This is a genomic window from Microvenator marinus, assembly GCF_007993755.1.
GTDB lineage: Bacteria > Myxococcota_A > Bradymonadia > Bradymonadales > Bradymonadaceae > Allomicrovenator > Allomicrovenator marinus.
Map to the genome: position 1 here is coordinate 1,818,672 of NZ_CP042467.1, position 22,743 is coordinate 1,841,414.

The window sequence follows — 22,743 nt, forward strand, 5'->3', positions numbered from 1 at the left end:
TCTACGTAGACGACCTGAACCCCATTGCATTGAACGTACCTGAGCTTGCTGACGGGGAGCCAGCGAACCCATCCGTTCTGCTCGAGACCACGTACCGGCACCTCAACAAGAAGCCAAAGAAGTCGACGAGTGGCCGGAAAGATACTCCAGAAGGCATTCAACGCCGCGAAAGCTACACGGCTATGGACGTCAGAAATGAGACGCACCTCGGTAGCGCACCCGGCGAGTTTCCATTCACGCGCGGCGTGTACGCAACCATGTACTCTGGGCGCCCCTGGACCATTCGACAATATGCCGGCTTCTCCACCGCCGAGGACTCAAACGCGTTCTACCGAAGAAACCTCGCCGCGGGACAAAAAGGCCTCTCAATCGCTTTCGATCTGGCAACGCATCGCGGCTACGATAGCGACCATCCGAGAGTCAGTGGAGACGTCGGGATGGCCGGCGTGGCTATCGACTCCATCCTCGATATGCAGATTCTCTTCGACCAGATTCCTCTGGATAAGATGAGCGTTTCGATGACCATGAACGGAGCGGTCTTGCCAATCATGGCCCTCTATATCGTGGCTGCAGAGGAACAAGGTGTGCCGATGAAAGCGCTCACTGGCACCATTCAAAATGATATTCTTAAAGAATTCATGGTGCGAAACACCTATATCTACCCGCCTGCGCCCTCCATGCGAATCATCGCGGACATCTTTGAGTTTGCGGCACGAAACATGCCAAAATTCAACACGATCAGTGTCTCGGGCTACCATATGCAAGAGGCTGGTGCTACGGCAGACCTCGAGCTCGCCTACACACTCGCAGACGGTATTGAATACGTGAGAACCGGCGTAAAATCCGGGCTCGATGTGGACGATTTTGCGCCTCGAATCTCGTTCTTTTTTGCCACCGGGATGAACTACTTCATGGAGGTGGCCAAGTTGAGAGCGGCGAGAACGCTCTGGGCTGAGTTGATGCAGGAATTTAGTCCGAAGGACCCGAAATCGTCCATGTTGCGGACACATTGTCAAACATCGGGCTGGAGCTTGACGGCAAAGGATGTGTTCAACAACGTGGTGCGCACCGGACTTGAGGCCATGGCAGCCGTACATGGCCATACCCAGTCTTTGCACACGAACAGCCTGGACGAGGCGCTCGCGCTACCTACAGACTTCAGTGCGCGCATCGCCCGAAATACACAGCTCTTCTTGCAACACGAGGCTGGCTCGACTCAGGTGGTCGACCCCTGGGGCGGCAGTCTTTACGTCGAGAACCTGACGGGCGAACTCATTCGAAAAGCCCGCAAACATATCGCAGAGATCGACGAGCTTGGCGGCATGACACGTGCCATTGAGAAAGGCGTTCCGAAAATGCGGATCGAAGAAGCCGCAGCGCGCACCCAGGCTCGGATCGACACGGCCGCTCAACCTATCATTGGCGTCAATAAATATCGTGAGAGCAGCGACGAGGAGATCCCTATCCTCAAGGTAGATAACTCAGCCGTGTTGGACTCACAAATCGCGCGCCTCAAGAAGCTGCGAGAACAGAGGGATCAGGGCGCCGTAGACAAGGCCTTGGAGGCGTTGCGAGAGGCTGCAAAGAGTGGTCAAGGAAATCTCTTGGAACTCAGTGTTGATGCGGCTCGAGTCCGTGCCACACTCGGTGAGATAAGCCAGGCGTTGGAAGACGTCTTCGGACGGCATCATGCCACCACACAGACCATTCAAGGCGTCTACAAGAAGGAAATCGAAACAGGGAGTCAGTCTTTGAATACAATCGAAGCCAAGGTCCTCGAATTCGAAAAATCGGAGGGGCGGCGCCCTAGAATTCTCGTGGCCAAAATGGGTCAAGATGGACATGACCGTGGCCAGAAAGTCATCGCAACCGCGTTTGCGGATATCGGGTTTGATGTAGATATCGGCCCTCTCTTTCAGACGCCTGAAGAGACGGCACGACAGGCTGTTGAAAACGACGTTCATATCGTGGGCGTGAGCTCGCTCGCCGCGGGGCACCTGACCCTTGTGCCGAAGCTCGTCAACGCACTCAAAGTCCTTGGGCGCGAAGATATTTTGATTGTGGTGGGTGGCGTGATTCCACCTGACGATTATCAGGCGCTTCGAGACGCTGGGGCGTCTGCCATCTTTGGTCCTGGAACCGTCATCGCAGACGCTGCCGTGGAATTGATCGACATCCTGAGTGAACGGCTGGGATTTAACGGATAAGCTTTTGAAACGGCAATCGCTAAATGTACAAGACTACGTTCGGGGGGTCGAGTCGGGTGACCGTGCAGTTTTAGCGCGGGCGATTACGCTCGTCGAGTCCAATCGCGCAGACCACCGGGAGATGGCCCACGACATGCTTGACCAGCTCATGCCACGCACAGGTAGCGCAATCAGGCTCGGTATCACTGGCGTTCCCGGGGTGGGCAAGAGCACGTTTATTGAAGCGTTGGGATTGCACCTCATCAACGGACTCGGCCTCAGCGTGGCGGTCCTCGCCGTGGACCCGTCGAGCAGCGTGCGCGGCGGTAGCATTCTCGGGGATAAGACGCGGATGCAGCGGCTATCGCAAGAGACCGAGGCATTCATCAGGCCATCGCCGTCACAGGGCTCACTTGGCGGAGTACACCGAAAAACCCGAGAGTCGCTCTTGGTCTGCGAGGCGGCAGGCTTTGACGTGGTGCTTGTGGAAACGGTTGGCGTGGGCCAGTCCGAGACTACTGTTGCCAACATGGTGGACACCTTTCTGGTCCTGATGCTCGCCGGTGCAGGAGATGAACTTCAGGGCATCAAGAAGGGTATTTTGGAGGTCGCGGATATCCTGGCGATCAACAAAGCGGACGGCGAGAACCTCAGTGCTGCCGACCGCGCCAGACGCGACTACAAGAACGCCCTTCATTTGTTCACGCCTCGGGATGCCGCGTGGCATCCGCCAGTGTTGACATGCTCAGCCTTGGAGTCAAACGGCATCGAGAAGGTGTGGGACACCGTCATTGAACATCGAGAAACCTTGAGGGCATCTGGCGCATTTTCGTTGAGACGTGCGGAACAGAACCAGTCGTGGTTATGGTCGCTGGTCGAGGACGAACTCTTGCAGACCTTCAAAGCAAATCCGGATGTGCAAGAGGAGCTAGCGATGCTCGTCGACCCCGTTCGAACCGGTCAGATCAATCCGACCGGGGCCGCAGACCGCCTACTGAAAATATTCTTTGGAACACGTGACGCATGACACTCCCAAAATCACCATCGGACCAGTCGCCCACCCTCCACAAAGGGTGGTCATTTACTTCGTTCGGACCGGAGGACGACACGGTTCCTATCATCGCCATTCATGGACTGCCCGGGTCCGTGCGCGATTTTAGGTGGCTCGAAGGGGCCTTAAATGAAATCGAGTTCGAAGGGCGCTTCATTCGACTCGAGATGCCAGGGTTCGGTCAAACTACCCGTGCAGCCGGACCGAGCCCTCAAGAAATCGCGCATGCCCTGGTAGATTTTATTGACGAAGTGGCTGGTGGGCGCGCGGTCCTGATGGCTCATTCCTTTGGGTCTGTTTATGCGGCAGAAGTAGCGGCCAGATACCCTACGCGCGTCACAGAACTTGTCTTCATCTCGCCGGTCAGCTTGAGTCCGCATCGAGGGTATCGAAAATTGCCTCCGATGCCGCTTGTGCGGGCTGCGTTGGCTTCCAAGACCACACAGCGACTCTTTCTACCTCGGTTCACAAAGGCGATGGAAAGCATGGGCTTCAAGAACATGACTGATAGAGATTCGCTACGGGTTCTTGAGTGTTTGACGAACTGGTCTTGGGAAAGACAGGCTGAAAATATGCGTTTGATCGCCCAACCCCGCACCATCTTTCACGCGAAGGACGACCGCCTTATCGAGCCAGAAAGGGTCGAAGAGCTCGCCGAGCTACTAGGCGTTGAGGTTCAATGGTTTGAGACGGGTGGGCATAATCCGCAAAAGACTCAGGCCATGGAGATTGCCGCTCAGGTCCCAAGCCCAAGACCTACCTGAAGCATGATGCCGTACTGAATGTAGTGAGCTGCGCGGATGTTTTCCTCGTTATCCTCCGGCCAGAGCCTGTAATACTGGACGTATGGCGCGATATCGAGGCCCAGGATCATGGGAATGATGGGAAGTGAGAGACCCGCAGCAACTCCAACGTTGACGCCCTCTGAGTCAATTCTCGGCGTGAATCCAAAGACCTCCGTTTCTACACTACCCGTGGCATACCCCACATTCGCTTGGAACATGACGATAGCCCATTCTTGCTTGACCATGGCACCGAACGTCGTGTTCCGAAATGTGAAGTCGAGCGGTCCGGACTCGTGTGGTGCTGACGCCGCGTAGCTGACGTACGGCCCCGTTAATGAGCCACCAAAGTCGAGCAAGAAGTTCGCCCCGAACCCGCCACCATAGCCCGAGCCGAATTCCACATCCGTACCCGCGGAACTGGAATCTTGGTCCACGGCGGCCATACCACCGGACACATTGGCTTGCAGTTTAAAGCCGAGAGCCGAGGCCTCGCCAACTCCAAAGGTAAGTAGAACTGCCGAACATAAAAGGACTCGATACACATTCATAATCACTCCTTCTCAGGTTCATCTCATCGCCCCAAAGTATGAAGTGAAATGGCGGGCCGTGCAACTCGACGGCCGCGCCAAGAGAATAGGCAGCTTAGCTCAGTGCAGCAATCGCAGCATCGTAGTCGGGCTCTTGTGCAATCTCTGGAACGAGTTCCACGTACTTGACCACGCCTGCCCCATCCAAAATCACAACGGCGCGAGCAAAGAGCCCTTTGAACGGCCCGTCAGTGATCTCAAAACCGAGCTCTTTTGAGGCATCGCTTCTGAATCCGGAGAGCACGTGAACGCCCTCAATACCTTCCGCACCGCAAAAGCGATTCATCGCGAACGGCAAGTCATTCGAGATATTGAGCACTGTGACGCCATCGATAGCTGCCGCCTTCTCGTTGAACTTTCGAACCGACGCGGAGCACACGGGAGTGTCAATGCTCGGGAAGATATTCAGAATGCGGGTACCGCTGAACTTGCTCAACTGAGTGTCTTCGAGCCCGCCACTGGTCAACGTGACATCGGCCAGGGTAGCGCCCGTCGCAGGTACGTCGCCGTTGGTATGAAATGGATTACCTTTGAGTGTGATAGTCGCCATTGCTTCCTCCTTAAAGAAGTCTTGAGTTCTAAGAACTTTCCAATACGTGGCTTGGATGCCACCACAAAAAACTAAGATGCATTTTTTCTGAAACTTAGAGTACGGTGCGCGCATCTGAGTTCCCGCCAATTTTTGGCGTAAACCACGAACACCCAAACCTTTGAAGGAAGGTAAAGAAATGAAGAAACTTCTTGTACTAGCTGCTCTCGGACTCACCATCTCTGCGTGTAAGAGCGAAATCGACAACAAGCCAGCAGCCGTAGTTGCAGAGACCGAACAAGCCGTTGAAAAGGCTGAAGAAAAAACTGAAGAAGCGGCGGCTGAGGCTGGCGAGACCACAAAATTGAACCTCGGCCCAGACTCCAAAGTGGAGTGGGTTGGTGCAAAGGTTACGGGCGACCACACCGGCGGATTCGAGAAAATCTCGGGTATGGCTGAGCTCGACAAAGACGGAAACCTCACCAAGGTTGAAGTCAGCGCAGACACCACGAGCATCTACTCCGACGCTGACAAACTCACTGAGCACTTGAAGTCAGACGACTTCTTCAGTGTTGAGAAGTTCCCAACCGCAAAATTCGAAGCAACCAAAATCGAAGCCAAGCCTTCTGACAACGGAACTCACGAAATCACTGGCAACATGACCATTCGTGACCAGACCAAAACCATCACCATTCCTGCAAAAGTTGAAGTTTCGGACTCTGGCGTGAAGGCTCAATCGGAGTTCACCCTCAAGCGTTTCGATTTCGGTATCGAGTACAAAGGAAAGGCTGATGACCTTATCAAGGACGACGTCCTTATGAAGCTCACCTTGAACTTCCCTAAGTAATCAGTCGCTCGACTTCTTCCCACATCCCAAATGTGCCGAGCAGGCGCGCTTCGTTGATACCACTGTACATCTCGAAGCGCGGCTCGAAATCCGGGATGAAAAGCACCCAACCGTGGCGGGGATGCAAAAACGAGTGACCGCGCTCGCGCCAAGTGATTGGCTCGAGGCCGCGGTGCACGAGTTGGAGCTCAACCAATGCCTGCAGGGCCAGAAACGCTTTTGGCCCTAGCTCGCCATTCATTCGACTATAGGTGCCGAGCAGGGCTTCCCAAACCACCTCGGTCATTCCTTTGGGAAGAAAGGCTTGCCGCCTGTCCAAGAGGTCGTAGAGGAATTGACCTTCGGCAATCAGGCGCTGCAACCCCTGATCGCCGAGCGATTTGGCCGCCCGAGAAATTTCTGATCGGGAGCGCCCCACAAGATTTCCATGTTCGATTGCCGCCTCAATATAGCTCTCATGCTCGGGCTCAAGCGCCCCCAGCAGGCGAGGATCGACCACCAACTCCAAGATCTCGAGCGCCAAGATGCGTGCGCGAGCCTCATCTGAAGGTCGAAGGCCAGCGGACTGCTGCCCTTCTAAGACAGCCACCACGAAATCTGCATCCCGCAACACAACCTGCTCGCCGAGACTTGCGCGATGAGTTAGCTCCACCATCGCGACCTTAATCATCTCAAGGACCTCGATGATACGACGCCCCTTGCGATCCGGAAGCGCACCCAAAAGCCCTCGCGTCACTACTGCAAGCGCCAACGATTGCTTGGCCCAGCCCGTAAAGAGCCCAAAGCCAATAGCTCTATTCGCTCGATAGTCGTCGCTTAGAAGATAGTCGACAACTCGCTGAGGAGCAGCATCCATGCGTAGAAGCGTCATAACCTCAGCGTCCAGCATCCAAACCTGCCCATAACTCGTGCGCGCATCAAAGCGTTGTACCGTGACCGCACCACATCGCTTGCAGGTGAAGAAGTTCAAGCCCTGATCATCGCTCGTCCACGGCTGAGCCCGCACCGAGGTGTATTGCGTCAGAGGCACATATTCGCATTGGTCGCATCGAGACATGTCCGCATTCTATCGATATTTCTACGTTGGTCGAATTAGTCGAAGGACCTTTGAATCATTCAGCAATCTTGCGCTAAACTCCGCACCTTAGTCATCCAATCGCCATAGACCCCAAAACCCAGACGCCCTTGACTGCCACATATCGAAAACACTCCCCGGGTTTGCTTCTCGTCGGTCTCATCGCATTGGGTTCTTCTGCTCACGCACAACATCCCAAATCCGGTTTGGAGATCGACCCGACCTTCAACGTGCTTCACCAACACGTGTCGCAATACGGGCACAACTCCCCTATCTTTGGAAACGGTCTAGACCCTAGAGTCCCACTAGATCGAGTGGGCGCGCTGGTTCGCTTTTCGCCTGAACCAACCAAGGAAGATCTCGAATCATTGTCCTCCAACGGCTGGGAGTTTCTCTCATCCACTGCTAATGCGGGTGTCTGGCGAGTCCGTATCCCCTTTGAGTGGTTCGAAGCCAAGAGTTTTCCAGACGGTCTCCAAGCTAAAATCGAAGCGACTTGGACGCCGATTAAGCTGACCCCGCTCGAGAGCACCCTCGCATTGGTGGGTGCCGATCATCTCCATCGGGCTCCTGGACTTGAGTTGACCGGAAAAGGCGTGCGGATCGCCACATTAGATTCAGGGATCGACGCGTTTCATCCTCATTTCTTCCGCGCTTCGACAGACTACTTCGACTGGCTCGACGTCAACGAAAACGGCAGCTTCGACCCAGACGTCGATGCGGTGGACATGAACTCGGACGGCAAACCACAGCTCAATGAGACGCTGCGGTTCTTGAAATCCGACGAGCGTAGCTTTCATGCCGCCAAAGACTGGTTGTTTGCAGACTTGAATCGCGATGGCGCGCGTAATTACGGTGCCGCTCAAGGATTCGATGATGAATCTCCAGCGTTTGGAGAACCGATCTTTCTTGTAGACGATCTCAACGGCGATGGTGCGCTGAACCCCGAGGAAAAGCTCGTGAGACTGGGGGCATCTAAAGTTGAGCGATTTGACGACGGGTCGGCCGTCTGGATTCGCGGCGAGAATCTAGCGGCCTCGGAGATGTCCGAGGCCTTTTCGAGAACATTTCATGGCACGGGCGTGGCGAGCATTCTTGCTGGAGGGCAGGTGAAGTTCCACGATCGCGTAGGTATGGCTCCAGATGCGGAACTTCTCGTCTACGGGGTCACTCAGGTGGATGGAGAGCTCGACCAAGACTTTTCGGACTCGAGACCGGTAGCAGCACTTGAGGATGCCCTTGAGCGCGAAGTCAGCATCGTGCTCCACGAATGGACCAATCCATACTCAGCCCCACATGATGGGTCAGGCCCTTTTGCAGACATCGTAGACACATCGTCCGCAGGTGGGATCCTGCACGTGATGCCCGTTGGAAATCTGAACCTGGCGGGCAAGCACGTGGAGGTGCCCGTTGAACCCGGAGCAGCCACGCTCGCCTTTGACGTTCCTGATTCCGAATCTCTCAACTACCCAGAATTTCGGATTGCCTACATCACACTCTCGTGGAGAGGTCCCCATCTACCGGTGATTTCCGTAGAAAGCCCTGACGGAGAAAGCGTGCAACTCGCGTTTAACACGGAAGACGTCGAGCTCGGGCCTCACCGCATCCAGGCAACCTTTCAGCGCACCGAGAGAGACACCGCCTTCGCGCGAATCTACGTCTACTCAGAAGGCGCACTCAGCCTCGGAACATGGACGATTCGTGCCGAAGGATTTACCGAACAAGACGTTATTTTCGGCAGAATCTCGGACTTCTACTCGGGATGGAAGCCGGGAATTGGATGGGTTGAGCCGACTCAGGATCGAGGGACGGTGGTCTACCCATCCGTGATCGATTCTTCGATTTCGGTCGGCGCCTGGGGGTCTAACTCCGAAGGGCTGCTCGGGGTACGCGCTTCATCTGGGCGCGGGCCCAGGCTCGATGGCGCGGCGGTTGTCGATCTGGTTGCGCCGGACAATCCGGTCTCCGCGCTCGCTCTGACGCCAGAAGCCGCCGCAAATGGATTTACGCCTGGGTGGTTTGCTCCCTTTGGAGGCACCAGTGGGGCTGCACCACACGTCGCTGGCGCATTAGCCCTGCTCCTCGAGGCACAAACCTCAGATCCTGCGGGTGTACTGCGCGACGCGTCCTCGGAGGTTGCTGAAGCATCGGAAAACGCGGCTGGTGCGGGCCTTCTCGCCTTAGACTCAATCTTCGAGCGGCCGCCCGGCCCCACCCTTCCTCCGAGTTTTGATGCGAATTGGTCAGAGGATACCCTGACCATAGAAGACGATGTGGATACCCAAGAGTACGCTTTGGACTTCGATTATAACGGCTCGATAGACCGAAACTGGACGTCGGAGAAGAGCTTCGAAATCCCAGAAGAAATTCAGACCGTCAAAGTGATAGGGCGCAGTATACAAGGCATTGAGCGGGGTCTTGTTTTGGAACGCGATACGCCTGTCATCGAGCCAACTCCAGAAACCAAGAGTGGATGCGGTTGCGGCGTGGGCGCCGAGTTCCCGGGTTTTTTGGCGCTCTTCTTGTTGTTCGTACAAGCATGGCTCTCCAAAATTTACCCGAACTCCAAACCAATCCGTAGGTAGTCATAGGTCTGAGAAAAATGTACCCAAAAAATGAAATACACCATCGTCCTATCGCTACTGCTCATCAGCACCGTTTTAACCACAGCATGCACATCTGATCTGGATCGAAACACTGACGGCCCCCCCGACAACCGAGACTCCGGATCCGACGCCCAAGTCGAACCTGACACTGGCCCACACGACGCGGACCTTGCCGACTTGGAAGACCAAGGAGATATGGCGTCGATCGACCTAGGAGAGTCAGGAGACTCACCGCCCGATATGGTCCCGCTGGATATGGAATCGGGCGTTTGCGCCAGGGCCGTTGCAAGGGTCGCTCACGACTTGAGCGCACTCTCAGATATCACTCTGGAATATGGCCGCCCCCTCAAACTCCTACACCACGAATCATCGAGCCCCGCAGCACCCATTGCGGAGCACTCATGGAAGGTGGTCACTCAACCCGTGGATAGTCCACGCGCCTTGCAGGACGGTTTTCTTACTCCGACGATTGCCGGAGTATACGTGGCTGAGTTGACCGTGAGGGATGAGGCCGGCAACACGAATTGCAATGACTACGACACACGTTTTGTAACTGTTCGCGTCACGGATTCACCTGAGTTTATCGCTGAAATTAGCTGGTCTGGAGACGCCGAGCAGGGACCGGACTTCGACCTTCACTACAAACACCCAAACGGGCAGTGGAACAATGCACCCTGGGATATCTACTGGCGTAATCGAACCAGCGACTGGGGAGTCTCAGGGGGGGCCGACGACCCACACCTGATGCAAGACACGAACACCTGGGGCTACGAACACGTCATTCACCGCAATCCAGAGTCGATTGCCTACGATTTCGGTGCCTACGTTTACGCCTTCAGAATGCGCCCTTCGTCTCTCCGAGCCTCGATCTGGATTCGCGGCCAGCTCGAGCTCGTCCTACTCGAAAACGATCTAGAGCAAGATCAATTCTGGCACATCGCTGAAATCACCTGGCCAACAGGTCAGGTCAACTCAATCGACAACGTTACGTCCGGCTTCCCAAACCCCTAGGGACGAAAGTGGTTGCGGTCCGGCAGGCTCCAGGAAAGACCGGCGCCCACCATCCAGATCGTCTCGTCAAACCGAAGATTGTAGTGGTCGTGCCCCATGTGCATCCGCAGATACGGCGCGATACCGCCCGCCCTTCCGAAGGACCGAGACACCTCGGTGGTGAGAGACCAAGGCTGAACGGCCTCACCTGTGCCCTGCATGTAATCAATCCCGACTTGAACTCTGAGATAGCCAGCCGTGATTCGCTCGGCGCTCACGAAGTCTTCGTAGACATACCGAAGGCGATATTGTGAATCCCCGTAGAGTGCTCGCTGATCTTCCTTGATGCCTCCGCCACGCCCAGGAAGGTGGACCATCGCCGTGAATCCAAGCTCATGACTACGCGTCAGCCGCGTCCCCTCAAATTCGGTCATGAAGAGCACACCTGCACGCAGGCCAAGATTGTTCGTTGTGAAACTTCCATCCACCTTGTTTACTGAGTTCAATGGGCCGTCGTACATCTCGGGAAACTCGCAAGACTCCTCTCCGACATCACCCACAAGTTCTTGACCGGCTAGAAAGCAACCCGACTGACCGTTCGAATAATGTTCGGCGATGAATTGCAGGTTTAGGAGTCTCCCTGAAACGGCCTGAGGGCCCGCAACCATCATGTCCTGATGGAAAGCTTGGAAATTTAATGAAGGGCGAAACGAAGGAGGCCTGACGGGTGCCGAATACACAAAGTACATGCGCGCATCGATCCGAGGCGCGAGCGATGCCGAGAACGCCCAACCGCTCTTGATGCCCAACTCCCGCAAGTTCGAATAGAAAAAGACGTTTGGAGTGAGGCTTCCCTCCACAATAACGGGAAATGCCTTCTCGCCGCCTTTCAGAAAGAGCGGGAAGACCACAAAATAGGAGCGCTCCAGAAAGTAGTCGTGGTCCCAAGGCTCATCAACACCAAACGCCGGCTGACTAAGAACCAGAATCCCCGCCACCAGCAAAAACTTCCAAAGACGAGTCATCTAGAGTTTCCAAAGCAAGAAGAGTTGTTCGGTGTAGTAGGACGAAAATATGTTCTCTCCGACGTCTGGAATGGTTTGTCTGTCGTAGACGTCGATACCAAAGACGAGCCCGAGGTTGCCGTAGATCGGAACGTGCAGATGTCCGCTCGTTACGCCGGCATACTCGTTCCCGTCCAATCCGTTTAGGCTGCGAAGAAAGTAGCGAGTGTTCTGGGCGCGGAGTTCAAAATGATTGAACCAACCTGAGTCGCGATTGCGCATCCATCGAAGCGCTCCAAACGCCCGCACCATGCCTCCCGGACCAAGGCTATAGTTCAGCGCGAAATCCGCCGACGTCAAAGAACTGAAGCCTCCCAAGGCGATGATATCGGCGTGCGCTCCCGTGCGAAGTCGAAAGTGTTGCCATTCGAACTCCGCCATCAAACTCGCCCCTACAGACGATGTCCCAACTTTGAAGATTGGCGTGTCGATGTACGCGTAATGCTGATTCAGACCGAGAACACACGTTCCTCCACAATCGAACTTCCAGCGGGCGAGCAGACCCAGGATATCGATCTGACCGCGCTGCGGTTTGCCTTCAAAGAGGTTCAGTGAGCTCGAGAGGGTAAACCAGTCAAAGGGGCGAAAGTCCGAAGTTTGCTGGAGTTCTCCGTATTCCACGAGCAGGCCGAACCTCAGACTACGTAGCGAAATGGTGCTGGTATCAGATCGAAGTAGGTCTGGGCCAACCATGATCGCCCCTCGGCTTGGCCAATCCTCGACTCGCTCGCGGTGTTCATTGACCTCGCCGTTGATGACGCGGCTCAAACCATGGGTTGGCGTCAGGAGGCCGGCGCCGATCTCGCGAGCGATTCGTTCGCCTCCACTTGAATCGGGCTCCATGAGATTCGCCGAAAGTCGATACAACGCCTCTCCTACGGCAATGCCACCGAACGTCGTGGTGATGAGGTCGTTGTAGGATGGGAGCTCGTTCTCCATGAAGTACTCCCACTGCAGGCTTCCGAAAAACGTGTAAATGCCGGAAACCCAGAAATCATGACCGCTCGCCCTCGCTGCCGCAAAGTAGAGCTGGCCTTGATAGGGATGGCCCAACTGGTTCGTAGCGAATGCATCGTCGTCCCACTCCCAACCTTCTCGGAAATTCCTTGCGATGGTTGAAGGGGTGACATCTGAGTAGTCGGAATCAAGGACCAGCCTGCCCCAACCCCAAAAGACGAGGTTGGAAAAGATGATGAGACCTGCCGGCAACACGTAATCTTCTACGTCGAGTTCCCGGTCCACGTGAACTGGTGAAGCAGCCCAAGATTGCCCGATCCCCATGAACAGAACCAACACAGATACGAGTATCCGCGCCCTAATCTCGCTCATCACTAGATTGCCATTAGCGGTTTTCAATCAATAACCCGTCGTGGAGTGCGTCAAACACAACTCGGATACGCTGGCTCGCCTTTACTTCTCGATGGGCCGTCAACCAGATTGGAAAAGGAAATGAGACGATGTCTCGCAGCACAGGCACGACCTTTTCTTCGCGCTCACCCACACTCTCCATCATCACCCCAATGCCAAGGTCTTGTTTGACCATCTCCCACTGCACCAGTTGGTTAGCAGAGACCACACCAAAATTTGTCGCTCTAAGCCCCATTCCGTGATGATTCAGAAGTTCCATCAGCCGACCGTCAAAATCAAAACCCAAGAATCTGGCTTTCCCGAAGTCTTCCACACCATCTGGACTTCCGACCCTTTCAAGATAAGCCTTAGTCGCATAAAGGAAAGCCCGTGTATCGCGAACCTTTCTTACCACCAACTCGGGATCCTTCGGTTGGTAGTTTCGGATAGCGATATCGGCCTGCCGTCGTCTAAGGTCGCTCGTTTGATTGGTCGCGATGACCTCGATTCTGAGCCCCGGATAGGCGTCCAAAATCGCATTGATGATCGGCGGAAGCAGAAATGCCGAAATCACCTCACTTGCGCTTATAGAGACCTCGCCCTCTAGAGCCACGGATTGACCAGCAGCAACGCGCGAAACACCTTCGGCCGCCTTGCCCATCACCTTGATATGCTCGAGTAACTCCCATCCGCCTTCGGTCAACTCGACGCCTTTGCCTATGCGTTCCACCAGGACCACGCCGAGCTCTTCTTCCAATGCCGTGATCTGGCGACCAATCGTGGACTGTGTCGTACCCAAGACACGCGCAGCACCAGAAAATGAGCCCGTTTCGGCAGTAAAGAGCAGGGCCTTTGCCCGATTCCAGTCGAAATTTGATTTCGCCTCATCCATGCAAAAACGCATAGCACATTTGCAAAATCTTGGAATTTAAAATGCGCCTGTGCATAGCCATACTTTCATTATGGCAATGAGGCCTTCGAAACCAGGAGTTTCCAGATGAAAGCTATTATTCAAAACCAATACGGCTCCCCCAACGTCCTAGTCCCCGGAATGATTAACCCGCCACAGGTCAGCGATCACGACGTACTAATCGAGATTTATGCAAGCACTGTTACCCAAGGAGACCGTCGGCTGAGGGCCGCAGACTTTCCGGGCATCGGCATGATCCCAGGGCGTATCATGATGGGGATTTTCCGCCCCAAACACCGCATTCCCGGAACTGTTTTCGCCGGCATTGTGCGAAACGTAGGAGTCCAAGTGAGACGCTTTCGGGTTGGCGACCGCGTGTTTGGAATGTGCCCCGGGGGAGCTTACTCGCAGTTCATTGCTATTGCTGAAAACTCCACTCTATCGACGGCCCCGGACGGGTACAGCTTTGCTGAGCTCGCCTCCGTGCCCTACGGAGCGATCAGCGCGAAGCGATTCGTAAGGGATCTGGGCGAAGTCGGTGCCGGCTCTAGAGTCTTGATCATTGGAGCAGCTGGGGGAGTTGGCAGATGGGCGGTACAAGTCGCGAAGTCATTGGACGCCGTAGTTCACGGATTGTGCAAGGCGGACGACCACGTGGTCGTCCAGAAACTCGGGGCTGATGACGTCTTCGAAGAGGCCCCGCTTTTCGAATCCTACGATCTGATCCTAGACACGAGCAGCACTTGGACCTTTAGACGTGCGACCGAACTGCTCAAGGCCAGTGGACGTTTCGTCTCGTCTGACATGAGCCTAAGACTCATCCTAGACATGGCTCTGAACGCCATTCGACCTGGCCCAAAGGCCATCTTTGGAATCGTCGAGTCCAAGCCCGACGACCTGAAGTGGGTCGCTTCAAGACTTGCGAACTCCAAGCTCAAGCCAACTCCGATCCGCACCTTTTCACTTTCCAAGAGTGCCGATGCCCACCGCGCGTTCGAACGCGAAAAGCTGCGCGGTGAGATCATCATTCAGGTCCGCCAGGAGGCGAAAGCTCCCCGTCGCCTACCCAACATTTCATCGCCCTTAGAGAGGGTGGCTTCAGCGTAGGGAATTGACAAGAATTGCGATCCCGAGGCTTAATCCTCATGCACGTTGGAGGTCAAGATGGCACATGTCGTGATGCAAGCCGCGGAGTTCCCCAGAGTAGAGCTCGCAATCGAAGCAGAGAAGCAACTCGGTGAATTGCGTAAGGCCTACATCGAGTTCGAAAAAACAGACCCCGACCCTTGGGGTTTTAAGGAAGTTCCTAAGCCGCTCTTGGAGTTCGGGGCACGTCACGGTGTTGATTGGCCTCACCGAAAGGATGCACGATTCCTACTTAAGGATAGCTTCGACGAGGCTACAAGGCTCATTCGCATAGAGCGAATGGTCTTCTTCTACGGAGGAGGGTTTGATCTGGGTGGGCCGACCCTTCGTTCGATCTTGAGTGCCATGGGAGCAGAGATCGTGGACGAATTCTGTTACTTAAAGATTCGTAGCGAGACCCCTGACCAACGGCTGGAGGAATTGGTGGAATTCCTCGAGGATGAAGAGCTGGAAGATCAGTTTGAGATTGATCCCGAAGACCGAGACGACTTCTTACACCTCTTGGAAATCAAGGGACCTCGGCATTCTAGAATCTTAGGTTTTGACGACTCAGGTGTTTCGGACTGGGCCTTTATCCATTTGATTCCCCAACTAGATGGCGAGGACCCATCGTTCATAAGGCGAGAGGAGGAATGAGTTCGTTGTAATTCCAGTTCAAGTCGTTATTCTTAAGATCTCGTCAAAAATCGGAGCGTCGATGGAATGGTTTCTATTTGTGAGTGTGATCTTCGCCACGCCACTCTTTGTTGTGGACCATCATCAGACGATGGAGGCCGGAGAAAACGTCGAGGCAACTACCTCCATTCGGGAAAACCCTCGAATCAGACTCTCAGAGCGTAAGCCTATAACTTTCAAAGACGTGGGCCACCTGCACTACAAGATCCAACTGGACCGTGACAAGCGCACATCTACGCCAACCCAACAGCACAGGGAAAGTCTACGCGAAGTGTTAACGGAACTTGAAGTGATCACCAGCGTACCCCGTCGCCCACGAAACGCTAAGAAAGGCACGGGAAGGAGTAGCGTTTGGGGCAAAGACGCCGACGTGGAATGGGGCCCAGGCACAATCAACTGGCGACCTCCAAAGACACCCAAACGAAGCCTCGTTAAATCGAACGATGTGGAAGACCTTGCGACCCACCTGCAATCCAAACGAGCGGCACGAATGGAGGAACCCTAGATGGAATGGTTTCTCTACGTAAGTCTGGTCTTGGCGACACCCCTCTTTGCCGCTGATACATTGCACGCAATAGAAACAGAACGGGCCGACCGGATCGTAAGTAGCCGACGTCCACCAATTAGGTTAAACGACATACGTTCCAAGGTGACCGAGATTCAGGCGAAACGAGATGCTCGACTCGGGGAAGCCAATGAATTCCACAGTCAGACGTTAGAGGAATGGTTTTCAAGGTTCGAAGTTCACTGCACCCACGTGCCTCGCAGGGTGCCCCTAGAGAAAGCGAAGTGAGGACTTTATGGATTGGTTTTTGTTCGTAAGCTTCATCATGGCCACTCCACTTTTTGCGGCAGATACCCTGCACTCGTTGGAAGTTGAGCGTGCTGAAGTGCTTGAGAGACGTAGCCCCATCAACCTTCGGGACGCCTTGCAAAGAAGACCGCAACTGCAAGAGGCGAGGGATCGACGGTATGGCGCACTGAGTACCCACCGTGTAAAGACAATTCAGGACGTTGAAGTTCAGATGAAACCAACCATTAGAGGCCACAGACCTGGCCCTTTTATGGCATGGGCTCCCGACCAACGTCCTCCGATAAGGCTTGACCAGGTGCGCTCAATGGCAACTGAGATACAAGCAAAACGTGATGCCCGCATCGGAAGAACACATGAAGTCCGCATATCGAAAGCGAGAGAAATGATTGCTCGTCTTGAAGGCCCCTATATGCACGGGCGTGCATTCCGCCCGAGACGCAAAGTGCACTCAAACTTTCTACCCAAAGTGTCCGAATAGTTACATGTAATGAAACTCCGTGTTAGCCTCCGTGCAAACTGACGAAGGGTAGCAGGACATGGGTGAAATTTTCGGCAACTACGAGCTTGTACGAAAAATTGCGACGGGCGGAATGGCAGAAGTCTTTCTGGCCAAACGTGTGGGCGAGTTGGGTGGATTTTCCAAGCGAGTCGCTATCAAACGTATGTTTCCACACATGGCTGACGATGACGAAGCCAGAAACATGTTTTTGGACGAGGCGAAAATTGCCGCGCAACTCAGCCATCCAAACATCGTTCAAGTCTACGAGCTAGGCCAGCAGGACGAGCATCTTTACATTGTGATGGAGTACGTTCACGGACGTGATTTGAGGACGGTGCTCGACACCTCCAAAGACATCGGCTCGCTTCCCGTGCACATGTCGGTTGGAATCGTGTCTCAGGCGGCGGCAGGCCTGCATCATGCGCACTTCCAGACCGACGAGTCCGGTGAACCCATGCGCGTGGTCCATCGCGACGTCTCGCCGCAAAACGTTTTGGTTGCCATCGACGGGCACGTCAAAGTCTGTGATTTCGGAATCGCACGGGCTGAGGACCGGATTCATCACACCAAACAAGGTCAGTACAAAGGCAAGATCTCGTACATGAGTCCCGAGCAATTCGAGACATCAGAGCTCGACCATCGCGCCGATATCTACGGCCTCGGTGTGCTTCTTTACGAGGCGACTACTGGCCACCGGCTCTATGAAGCGGACACTGACTTGGAGATGCTGAGGCTTCTGAGTATCGGCGATTTTAAGGCGCCGAGCGTGCTGAGTCCTGGCTTTCCTCGCGACCTTGAAGCCATCATCCTCAAGGCCATCGCGCGCGACCCGAACGACCGATTTCAAACGGCCCAGGAGTTCCAACTCGAGCTCGAAGGGTGGATGGAGACGAATGCTTCGCGAGTCAGTCCGATACAGATCGGGCGCTTCATGCAGACGCTTTTCCCGGAACTGGCGGATCCAAAGACGGTCACTGCCGAACAACAAAAAGTCCATAGCGCGCGGACCGTCACTCATGACCAGAAGACCTTGCGTTCAAGCCCGGACTCTTTCGAATCCAGCATGCTCGAAGAAGCGCGACCTCCTGCCAAGCCACATTGGGATGAGCCCGATGAGACCTTGATCGTGGAGATGCCCAAAGAAGCCCCTGCAGCAGAGACCAAGGAGATTCCACAATTCGATCCCCCTGTGGACGACCAGACTCAGACTGCGGAGATGGACGCCTTTTCACGAGAAGCCATTCGGCAGGAACTTGAGCGGGCACAGCCAAAACCCGTGGAGGCACCAAAGCCCGTTGAGAAGAAGGTTGAGCTTCCGAAGCCCAGTTTTGCGGCCGGACCACCGGCAGCTGCTCTTCCGAAGCCTAGTTTTGGTCAGGCATCGAACATCGCAAGTTCACCGGCGCCAATAGGTCCATCGACGAATTCGGAGGCCAAGCCCCAAGGTGAGCCGGTCCTAACGCGGACAGAGCCCGCGTCTACGGGGCCTCCAGCTTCACTACACCCACCGACGGCTTCAGGGCCCAAGGCACAAGGTGCGCCTGTTGCAGCGCGGCCAGCGCCCGCGGCCAGGCCAGCACCGACAAGCGATTTTAGCGACGACATCCCAGTTCAGTGGAAGCCAGAAAAGCAAAAAGGCCCGATCCTGATGGCGATTGGGGTTCTCCTCTTGGTCTTGGCTGGATTTGGAATCTTCTATGTAAGCCTTAACAGCGAGTCTCAGCTGACCAAAGACGCTGAAGCTACAAGGATCGACCCAGAACTCCTGGAAGAAGAACCGATTCCGGTCCCGGAAATGGTGAGCGTCGCGCTTGAGAGCAATCCGCCCGGCGCCACCTGGGTGGTCAATGGCCTGCTCGCGGAGACGCGCGGTACCGAAGTACAAATTCGTCAGGGCGTTGAAAACCACGTAACCGCGCTGCTCGCCGGGCATGAGCCTGCCCATATGCGCGTTCAGGGCACCGCAAGTACCTCGCCGCGCGTGGTAGAACTCAAGCCTGCGAACACCAACAAAAAGGCGTCCTTGGCTATCGTCACCGAACCGCCAGAGGCCGTGGTCTACATCAACGGTGAGGAGCGCGGGCGCACACCCGCGACTATTCAGGACCTGGACGCCGGGGTCGAGTACCACGTGGAGCTGACGCGCGAAGGACGGTTTGGCTACGCTGGATTTGTGGAGCTAGTTGCGGACTCAGAAAACCTCATCAAGGCTGACCTTCCAGCCACAGACTCAGCGGCAAAACGCTTTGTCGAAGTGGTGTTTGGGGCGATTCCCCGCGGACTGACCGTGGAAGTTAACGGCGAGCCAACGGGCCAAACGCCTTTCCGAAAGAACTTCCCGAGGGGTGAGGTTATCTCGATTACGTTCGACGGCCCGGACCACGCGCGAAGCGAGAGAGTCGCCCAGCTCGACCATATGGGCACGATTGAGTTCAGGCATTGGCTCGACGAGCAGGCACGCGAAGAAGGCACCATCTCGGTGGAGGTCTCGCCATCCGGCGGAACGCTCTACGTGGGCCCGAACGCACACGGCGAAGGCGTATCTAGGCTCAAGCTCAAAGAAGGAACCTATCCAGTGGTGGTTGAGCATCTCGGGCAGCGGCTCCGCGCCACCGTGGACGTGTTGCCGAAGACGCACACTGACTACGTGCTGACAATCTCCGGCGACACCCTCCAAGTTTCCACCAAGTAGCCGGACCCTTACGTGTACAATTTGGGAGATTCATGGTAGCGTCCGCGCAACTTTTGGCGCGCCGATGCGCCCCGACCGGTACCACCAATGACTTCATTTCTGGATAGACTCAAAGAAGGCCCTCTCGTTTTTGACGGCGCCATGGGAACACAGCTCTACGAGCGAGGCATTTTCATCAATAAGTCTTTTGATGACGCAAACTTGTCGAACCCCGCTCTGGTGCAGGCTATTCATGCGGATTACGTGAGGGCGGGAGCCGATATCATCTCCACCAACACCTTCGCGGCAAACCGTATCAAATTGAAGAGACACGGTCTTGAGGACAAGGTTCGGGACATCAATCGCGCAGGCGTTGAGCTCGCGCGCGCGGTGTGCCCTGAGGAGTGCTTCGTAGCTGGCTCTATCGGCCCCACGGGCCAGATTCCGACCATGATGAGCGATTCGGAGCTGCAGGAGATTCGGGCGGCGTACGCCGAACAAGCATTAATCCTGGCCGAAACAGGCGTGGACCTGATTGCGCTAGAAACATTCAGGCTTTTGAGCGAAATCCGAATCGCCATCGAGGCCATCAAGTCCGTATGTGAACTCCCTATCGTAGCCCTGATGGCCTTTGATAGCGAACACCGCACTGGCGATGGCGCAACTCCTGAGCGAGTGGCCCGGCTCCTTGTGGAATGGGGCGCAGACGTGATTGGGGCGAACTGCCTCGAGGGTCCCCACGTGGTCTTCGACGTGGTTGAAGAGATGGTCAATCACGGCGTTCCGGTATGTGCCATGCCAAACGCTGGATACCCCAGAAAAGTGGACGAACGTCTAATCTACATGGCCACGCCCGAGTACTTTGGTGTGTACGCACGTCGCTTTTTCAAAGCTGGAATCGCCATCGTGGGTGGCTGCTGCGGAACGGGGCCCGAGCATATCCAGGGCATTAGCGCTGCCGCTCGCATGATGGGCGGAGGTCGGTCCACGAAGCCCAAAGCTAGACTCTCAGTGGTTGAGTCCGCCCAGGTCGCGGGGCTCGCCGAGGTGCCTCTGGCAGAGCGTTCGGGGCTTGCCGCAAAGCTGCAGCGTGTGTGGCGAGATCGGATTTGTCAGGGAAGTGCACCGGTCAACCGAGAGAATTTTGTGGTCAGCGTTGAGGTCAATCCTCCCGCGGGCCTCGACCCATCGAAGTCGATCAACGCCGCAAAAATGCTTCAGCGCCACGGCATCGACGTGATCAATATTGCTGATGGCCCACGCGCATCGGTCCGCATGGCGAACTGGGCCATGGCCTCCATGGTGCAGCGTGAGCTCGACATGGAGGTGATCGTTCACCTCTGTGGGCGCGACCGCAACCTGCTTGGGCTTCAGTCCGACGTGCTCGCCTACCACGCGCTTGGCCTGAACAATCTGGTGGTCGTCACGGGCGACCCGCCAAAAGTTGGTGATTATCCACATGCGACCGCAGTTTTTGACCTCGATAGCATCGGCATCCTGAAGATGATCAACAACTTCAATCGAGGCATCGATCCAGCTGGCCGAGACGTAGGTGCCACCACGCAATTCTTTTGTGCGTGCGGGGCTGAGCCGGCCGCTGCCGACTACGAACGCGAACTTAGACGCCTCGAGGAGAAGAAGGCCGCGGGTGCATCGTTTGTGATGACGCAACCGGTCTACGACCCAGCTGTGTTGGACAAGTTCCTCAGCGATATCGAGCATCTCGGACTGCCCGTCTTGGTAGGAATTCTACCGCTCGCGAGCTACCGAAACGCTGAATTCTTGCACAATGAGGTCCCAGGGATGTCGGTCCCGGACGATGTTCGCAAACGCATGAAGGATGCGGGCGAGGACGCTGCTCAAGAGGGCGTAAGAATCGCCAAAGAGACACTCAACGCCGTGGTGGACCGCGTGGTCGGGGCATATATCATGCCGCCCTTTGGTCGCTACCACACCGCCGTCGAAGTCTTGAGCGATATCCCAGGTTACTCGGTGGACGCCGCACCCCAAGCCAGCGAAGCCGCCCAGAGGTGATGGATGAAACTACCCTCGATCGTTGATCTGGTCGGTCAGACACCACTTTTAGTGCTTAAGCGTATCGGGCATGACTCTGGGGCTCAGATTCTGTGTAAAGCCGAATTTTTTAATCCGCTCAGTTCGGTCAAGGACCGAATCGGCAAGGCGATGGTCGAGGACGCCGAGGCGCGCGGCGTGCTCAAACCGGGCGTCACGGTTATCGAGCCCACCAGTGGGAATACTGGCATCGCGCTCGCCTATATTTGCGCGGCGCGCGGCTATAAACTCATGCTCACCATGCCGGACACCATGAGCCTTGAGCGGCGCTCATTGCTCAAGGCGTTGGGCGCCGAGTTGGTGCTGACGCCGGGTGGCCTTGGAATGCAGGGCTCGGTAGAAAAAGCCCAGGAACTTTCGGCAGAAATCGCAGAATCGATCATTCTTCAACAGTTTGAAAACCCCGCAAACCCAAGAATTCACGAGGAAACCACCGGGCCAGAAATCTGGAACGCTACGGCCGGTGAGGTCCATGCGATTGTGACCGGCGTTGGAACCGGCGGGACAATCACGGGAATCTCGCGCTATTTCAAAGCGCGCAACCCGGAGTTCAAGGCCATCGCCATCGAACCCGAGGGCTCGGCCGTACTTTCCGGAGGAGAGCCAGGTCCGCATCGAATCCAAGGGATCGGTGCCGGCTTCGTGCCTAAAAACCTCGACCGTGACGTCATCGACGAGGTGATTACCGTGTCCGACGACGAGGCCATGGAAATGACCCGCCGACTCGCGGCGGAGGAAGGCATCTTCGTGGGAATTAGCGCCGGCGCAAACGTGTGCGGAGCCCTAAAAGTTGCCTCTCGGAATGAATACCGCGGCAAGAACGTAGTCACTCTATTATGCGACTCGGGCGAGAGATATCTCTCGACCCCACTCTTTCGCGACCACTGA

At 55.6% G+C, this 22,743-nt stretch carries 18 protein-coding genes; 12 read left to right on the forward strand and 6 right to left on the reverse strand.

Annotation, left to right across the window (positions count from 1 at the left end; all coding sequences use genetic code 11):
* Positions 1 to 77: 77 nt before the first annotated feature.
* The 3 genes from scpA to FRD01_RS07670 are packed head-to-tail and all read left to right on the forward strand — an operon-like array spanning position 78 to position 4,001.
* Entirely contained in the window at positions 78 to 2,207 is a 2,130-nt protein-coding gene (scpA, locus tag FRD01_RS07660) for a methylmalonyl-CoA mutase (protein WP_347341865.1), read from the forward strand.
* A 4-nt stretch (positions 2,208 to 2,211) separates the two neighbouring features.
* Positions 2,212 to 3,213, forward strand: coding sequence for a methylmalonyl Co-A mutase-associated GTPase MeaB (meaB, locus tag FRD01_RS07665; protein ID WP_146958805.1), 1,002 nt, complete (start codon positions 2,212 to 2,214; stop codon positions 3,211 to 3,213).
* Positions 3,210 to 4,001 (forward strand): alpha/beta fold hydrolase, encoded by a 792-nt coding sequence (locus FRD01_RS07670; protein ID WP_146958806.1) that lies wholly within the window; start codon positions 3,210 to 3,212, stop codon positions 3,999 to 4,001. The genes meaB and FRD01_RS07670 overlap by 4 nt, the downstream gene beginning before the upstream one ends.
* Here FRD01_RS07670 and FRD01_RS07675 read toward each other — a convergent pair.
* Entirely contained in the window at positions 3,974 to 4,570 is a 597-nt protein-coding gene (locus FRD01_RS07675) for a hypothetical protein (protein ID WP_146958807.1), read from the reverse strand. The two genes, FRD01_RS07670 and FRD01_RS07675, sit on opposite strands and share 28 nt — an antisense overlap.
* Positions 4,571 to 4,664: 94 nt before the next feature.
* Positions 4,665 to 5,159, reverse strand: coding sequence for a thiol peroxidase (gene tpx, locus FRD01_RS07680; protein WP_146958808.1), 495 nt, complete (start codon positions 5,157 to 5,159; stop codon positions 4,665 to 4,667).
* Between the two features lie 178 nt (positions 5,160 to 5,337).
* On the opposite strand from tpx, the gene FRD01_RS07685 reads away from it, so the two are divergent.
* Positions 5,338 to 5,985 carry a YceI family protein gene (locus FRD01_RS07685; protein WP_146958809.1) on the forward strand — a complete coding sequence of 216 codons (648 nt, stop codon included), beginning with the start codon at positions 5,338 to 5,340 and terminating at the stop codon, positions 5,983 to 5,985.
* Here the strand turns inward: FRD01_RS07685 and FRD01_RS07690 are convergent.
* Positions 5,978 to 7,042: a hypothetical protein gene (locus FRD01_RS07690; protein ID WP_146958810.1), complete on the reverse strand. Its 1,065-nt coding sequence runs from the start codon at positions 7,040 to 7,042 to the stop codon at positions 5,978 to 5,980. The two genes, FRD01_RS07685 and FRD01_RS07690, sit on opposite strands and share 8 nt — an antisense overlap.
* Positions 7,043 to 7,170: 128 nt before the next feature.
* On the opposite strand from FRD01_RS07690, the gene FRD01_RS07695 reads away from it, so the two are divergent.
* Positions 7,171 to 9,645, forward strand: coding sequence for a S8 family serine peptidase (locus FRD01_RS07695; protein ID WP_249756098.1), 2,475 nt, complete (start codon positions 7,171 to 7,173; stop codon positions 9,643 to 9,645).
* Positions 9,646 to 9,675: 30 nt separating this feature from the next.
* Complete coding sequence (locus FRD01_RS07700) at positions 9,676 to 10,677, forward strand: C5orf46 family protein (RefSeq protein ID WP_146958812.1); 1,002 nt, start codon at positions 9,676 to 9,678, stop codon at positions 10,675 to 10,677.
* Here the strand turns inward: FRD01_RS07700 and FRD01_RS07705 are convergent.
* The 3 genes from FRD01_RS07705 to FRD01_RS07715 are packed head-to-tail and all read right to left on the reverse strand — an operon-like array spanning position 10,674 to position 13,959.
* Positions 10,674 to 11,681, reverse strand: a complete 1,008-nt coding sequence (locus FRD01_RS07705; RefSeq protein ID WP_146958813.1) for a hypothetical protein — start codon at positions 11,679 to 11,681, stop codon at positions 10,674 to 10,676. The two genes, FRD01_RS07700 and FRD01_RS07705, sit on opposite strands and share 4 nt — an antisense overlap.
* The gene (locus FRD01_RS07710; protein WP_146958814.1) at positions 11,682 to 13,049 is read right to left on the reverse strand and encodes a DUF3943 domain-containing protein; all 1,368 of its coding nucleotides are present in this window, start codon (positions 13,047 to 13,049) and stop codon (positions 11,682 to 11,684) included.
* A gap of 13 nt (positions 13,050 to 13,062) precedes the next feature.
* Complete coding sequence (locus tag FRD01_RS07715) at positions 13,063 to 13,959, reverse strand: LysR family transcriptional regulator (protein ID WP_249756099.1); 897 nt, start codon at positions 13,957 to 13,959, stop codon at positions 13,063 to 13,065.
* A 105-nt stretch (positions 13,960 to 14,064) separates the two neighbouring features.
* Here FRD01_RS07715 and FRD01_RS07720 point away from each other — a divergent pair, with 105 nt between their 5' ends.
* The 6 genes from FRD01_RS07720 to cysK all read left to right on the forward strand — a co-directional run bounded on the left by FRD01_RS07720 (position 14,065) and on the right by cysK (position 22,743).
* Positions 14,065 to 15,084: an NADP-dependent oxidoreductase gene (locus FRD01_RS07720; protein WP_146958816.1), complete on the forward strand. Its 1,020-nt coding sequence runs from the start codon at positions 14,065 to 14,067 to the stop codon at positions 15,082 to 15,084.
* 57 nt (positions 15,085 to 15,141) lie between these two features.
* Positions 15,142 to 15,759 carry a hypothetical protein gene (locus FRD01_RS07725; RefSeq protein ID WP_146958817.1) on the forward strand — a complete coding sequence of 206 codons (618 nt, stop codon included), beginning with the start codon at positions 15,142 to 15,144 and terminating at the stop codon, positions 15,757 to 15,759.
* A 61-nt stretch (positions 15,760 to 15,820) separates the two neighbouring features.
* Positions 15,821 to 16,303: a hypothetical protein gene (locus FRD01_RS07730; protein ID WP_146958818.1), complete on the forward strand. Its 483-nt coding sequence runs from the start codon at positions 15,821 to 15,823 to the stop codon at positions 16,301 to 16,303.
* 845 nt (positions 16,304 to 17,148) lie between these two features.
* Positions 17,149 to 19,803 (forward strand): serine/threonine-protein kinase, encoded by a 2,655-nt coding sequence (locus FRD01_RS07735; RefSeq protein WP_146958819.1) that lies wholly within the window; start codon positions 17,149 to 17,151, stop codon positions 19,801 to 19,803.
* Positions 19,804 to 19,890: 87 nt separating this feature from the next.
* A complete protein-coding gene (locus FRD01_RS07740; RefSeq protein WP_146958820.1) occupies positions 19,891 to 21,816 on the forward strand; it encodes a bifunctional homocysteine S-methyltransferase/methylenetetrahydrofolate reductase in 1,926 nt (641 codons plus the stop codon).
* A gap of 3 nt (positions 21,817 to 21,819) precedes the next feature.
* Complete coding sequence (gene cysK, locus FRD01_RS07745; RefSeq protein WP_146958821.1) at positions 21,820 to 22,743, forward strand: cysteine synthase A; 924 nt, start codon at positions 21,820 to 21,822, stop codon at positions 22,741 to 22,743.

Coding starts and splice junctions, on each gene's coding strand:
- FRD01_RS07670 (WP_146958806.1), top strand. CDS start 3,210: ATGACACTCCCAAAATCACCATCGGACCAGTCGCCCACCCTCCACAAA.
- FRD01_RS07675 (WP_146958807.1), bottom strand. CDS start 4,570: ATGAATGTGTATCGAGTCCTTTTATGTTCGGCAGTTCTACTTACCTTT.
- tpx (WP_146958808.1), bottom strand. CDS start 5,159: ATGGCGACTATCACACTCAAAGGTAATCCATTTCATACCAACGGCGAC.
- FRD01_RS07685 (WP_146958809.1), top strand. CDS start 5,338: ATGAAGAAACTTCTTGTACTAGCTGCTCTCGGACTCACCATCTCTGCG.
- FRD01_RS07690 (WP_146958810.1), bottom strand. CDS start 7,042: ATGTCTCGATGCGACCAATGCGAATATGTGCCTCTGACGCAATACACC.
- FRD01_RS07700 (WP_146958812.1), top strand. CDS start 9,676: ATGAAATACACCATCGTCCTATCGCTACTGCTCATCAGCACCGTTTTA.
- FRD01_RS07705 (WP_146958813.1), bottom strand. CDS start 11,681: ATGACTCGTCTTTGGAAGTTTTTGCTGGTGGCGGGGATTCTGGTTCTT.
- FRD01_RS07710 (WP_146958814.1), bottom strand. CDS start 13,049: ATGAGCGAGATTAGGGCGCGGATACTCGTATCTGTGTTGGTTCTGTTC.
- FRD01_RS07715 (WP_249756099.1), bottom strand. CDS start 13,959: ATGGATGAGGCGAAATCAAATTTCGACTGGAATCGGGCAAAGGCCCTG.
- FRD01_RS07720 (WP_146958816.1), top strand. CDS start 14,065: ATGAAAGCTATTATTCAAAACCAATACGGCTCCCCCAACGTCCTAGTC.
- FRD01_RS07725 (WP_146958817.1), top strand. CDS start 15,142: ATGGCACATGTCGTGATGCAAGCCGCGGAGTTCCCCAGAGTAGAGCTC.
- FRD01_RS07730 (WP_146958818.1), top strand. CDS start 15,821: ATGGAATGGTTTCTATTTGTGAGTGTGATCTTCGCCACGCCACTCTTT.
- FRD01_RS07735 (WP_146958819.1), top strand. CDS start 17,149: ATGGGTGAAATTTTCGGCAACTACGAGCTTGTACGAAAAATTGCGACG.
- FRD01_RS07740 (WP_146958820.1), top strand. CDS start 19,891: ATGACTTCATTTCTGGATAGACTCAAAGAAGGCCCTCTCGTTTTTGAC.
- cysK (WP_146958821.1), top strand. CDS start 21,820: ATGAAACTACCCTCGATCGTTGATCTGGTCGGTCAGACACCACTTTTA.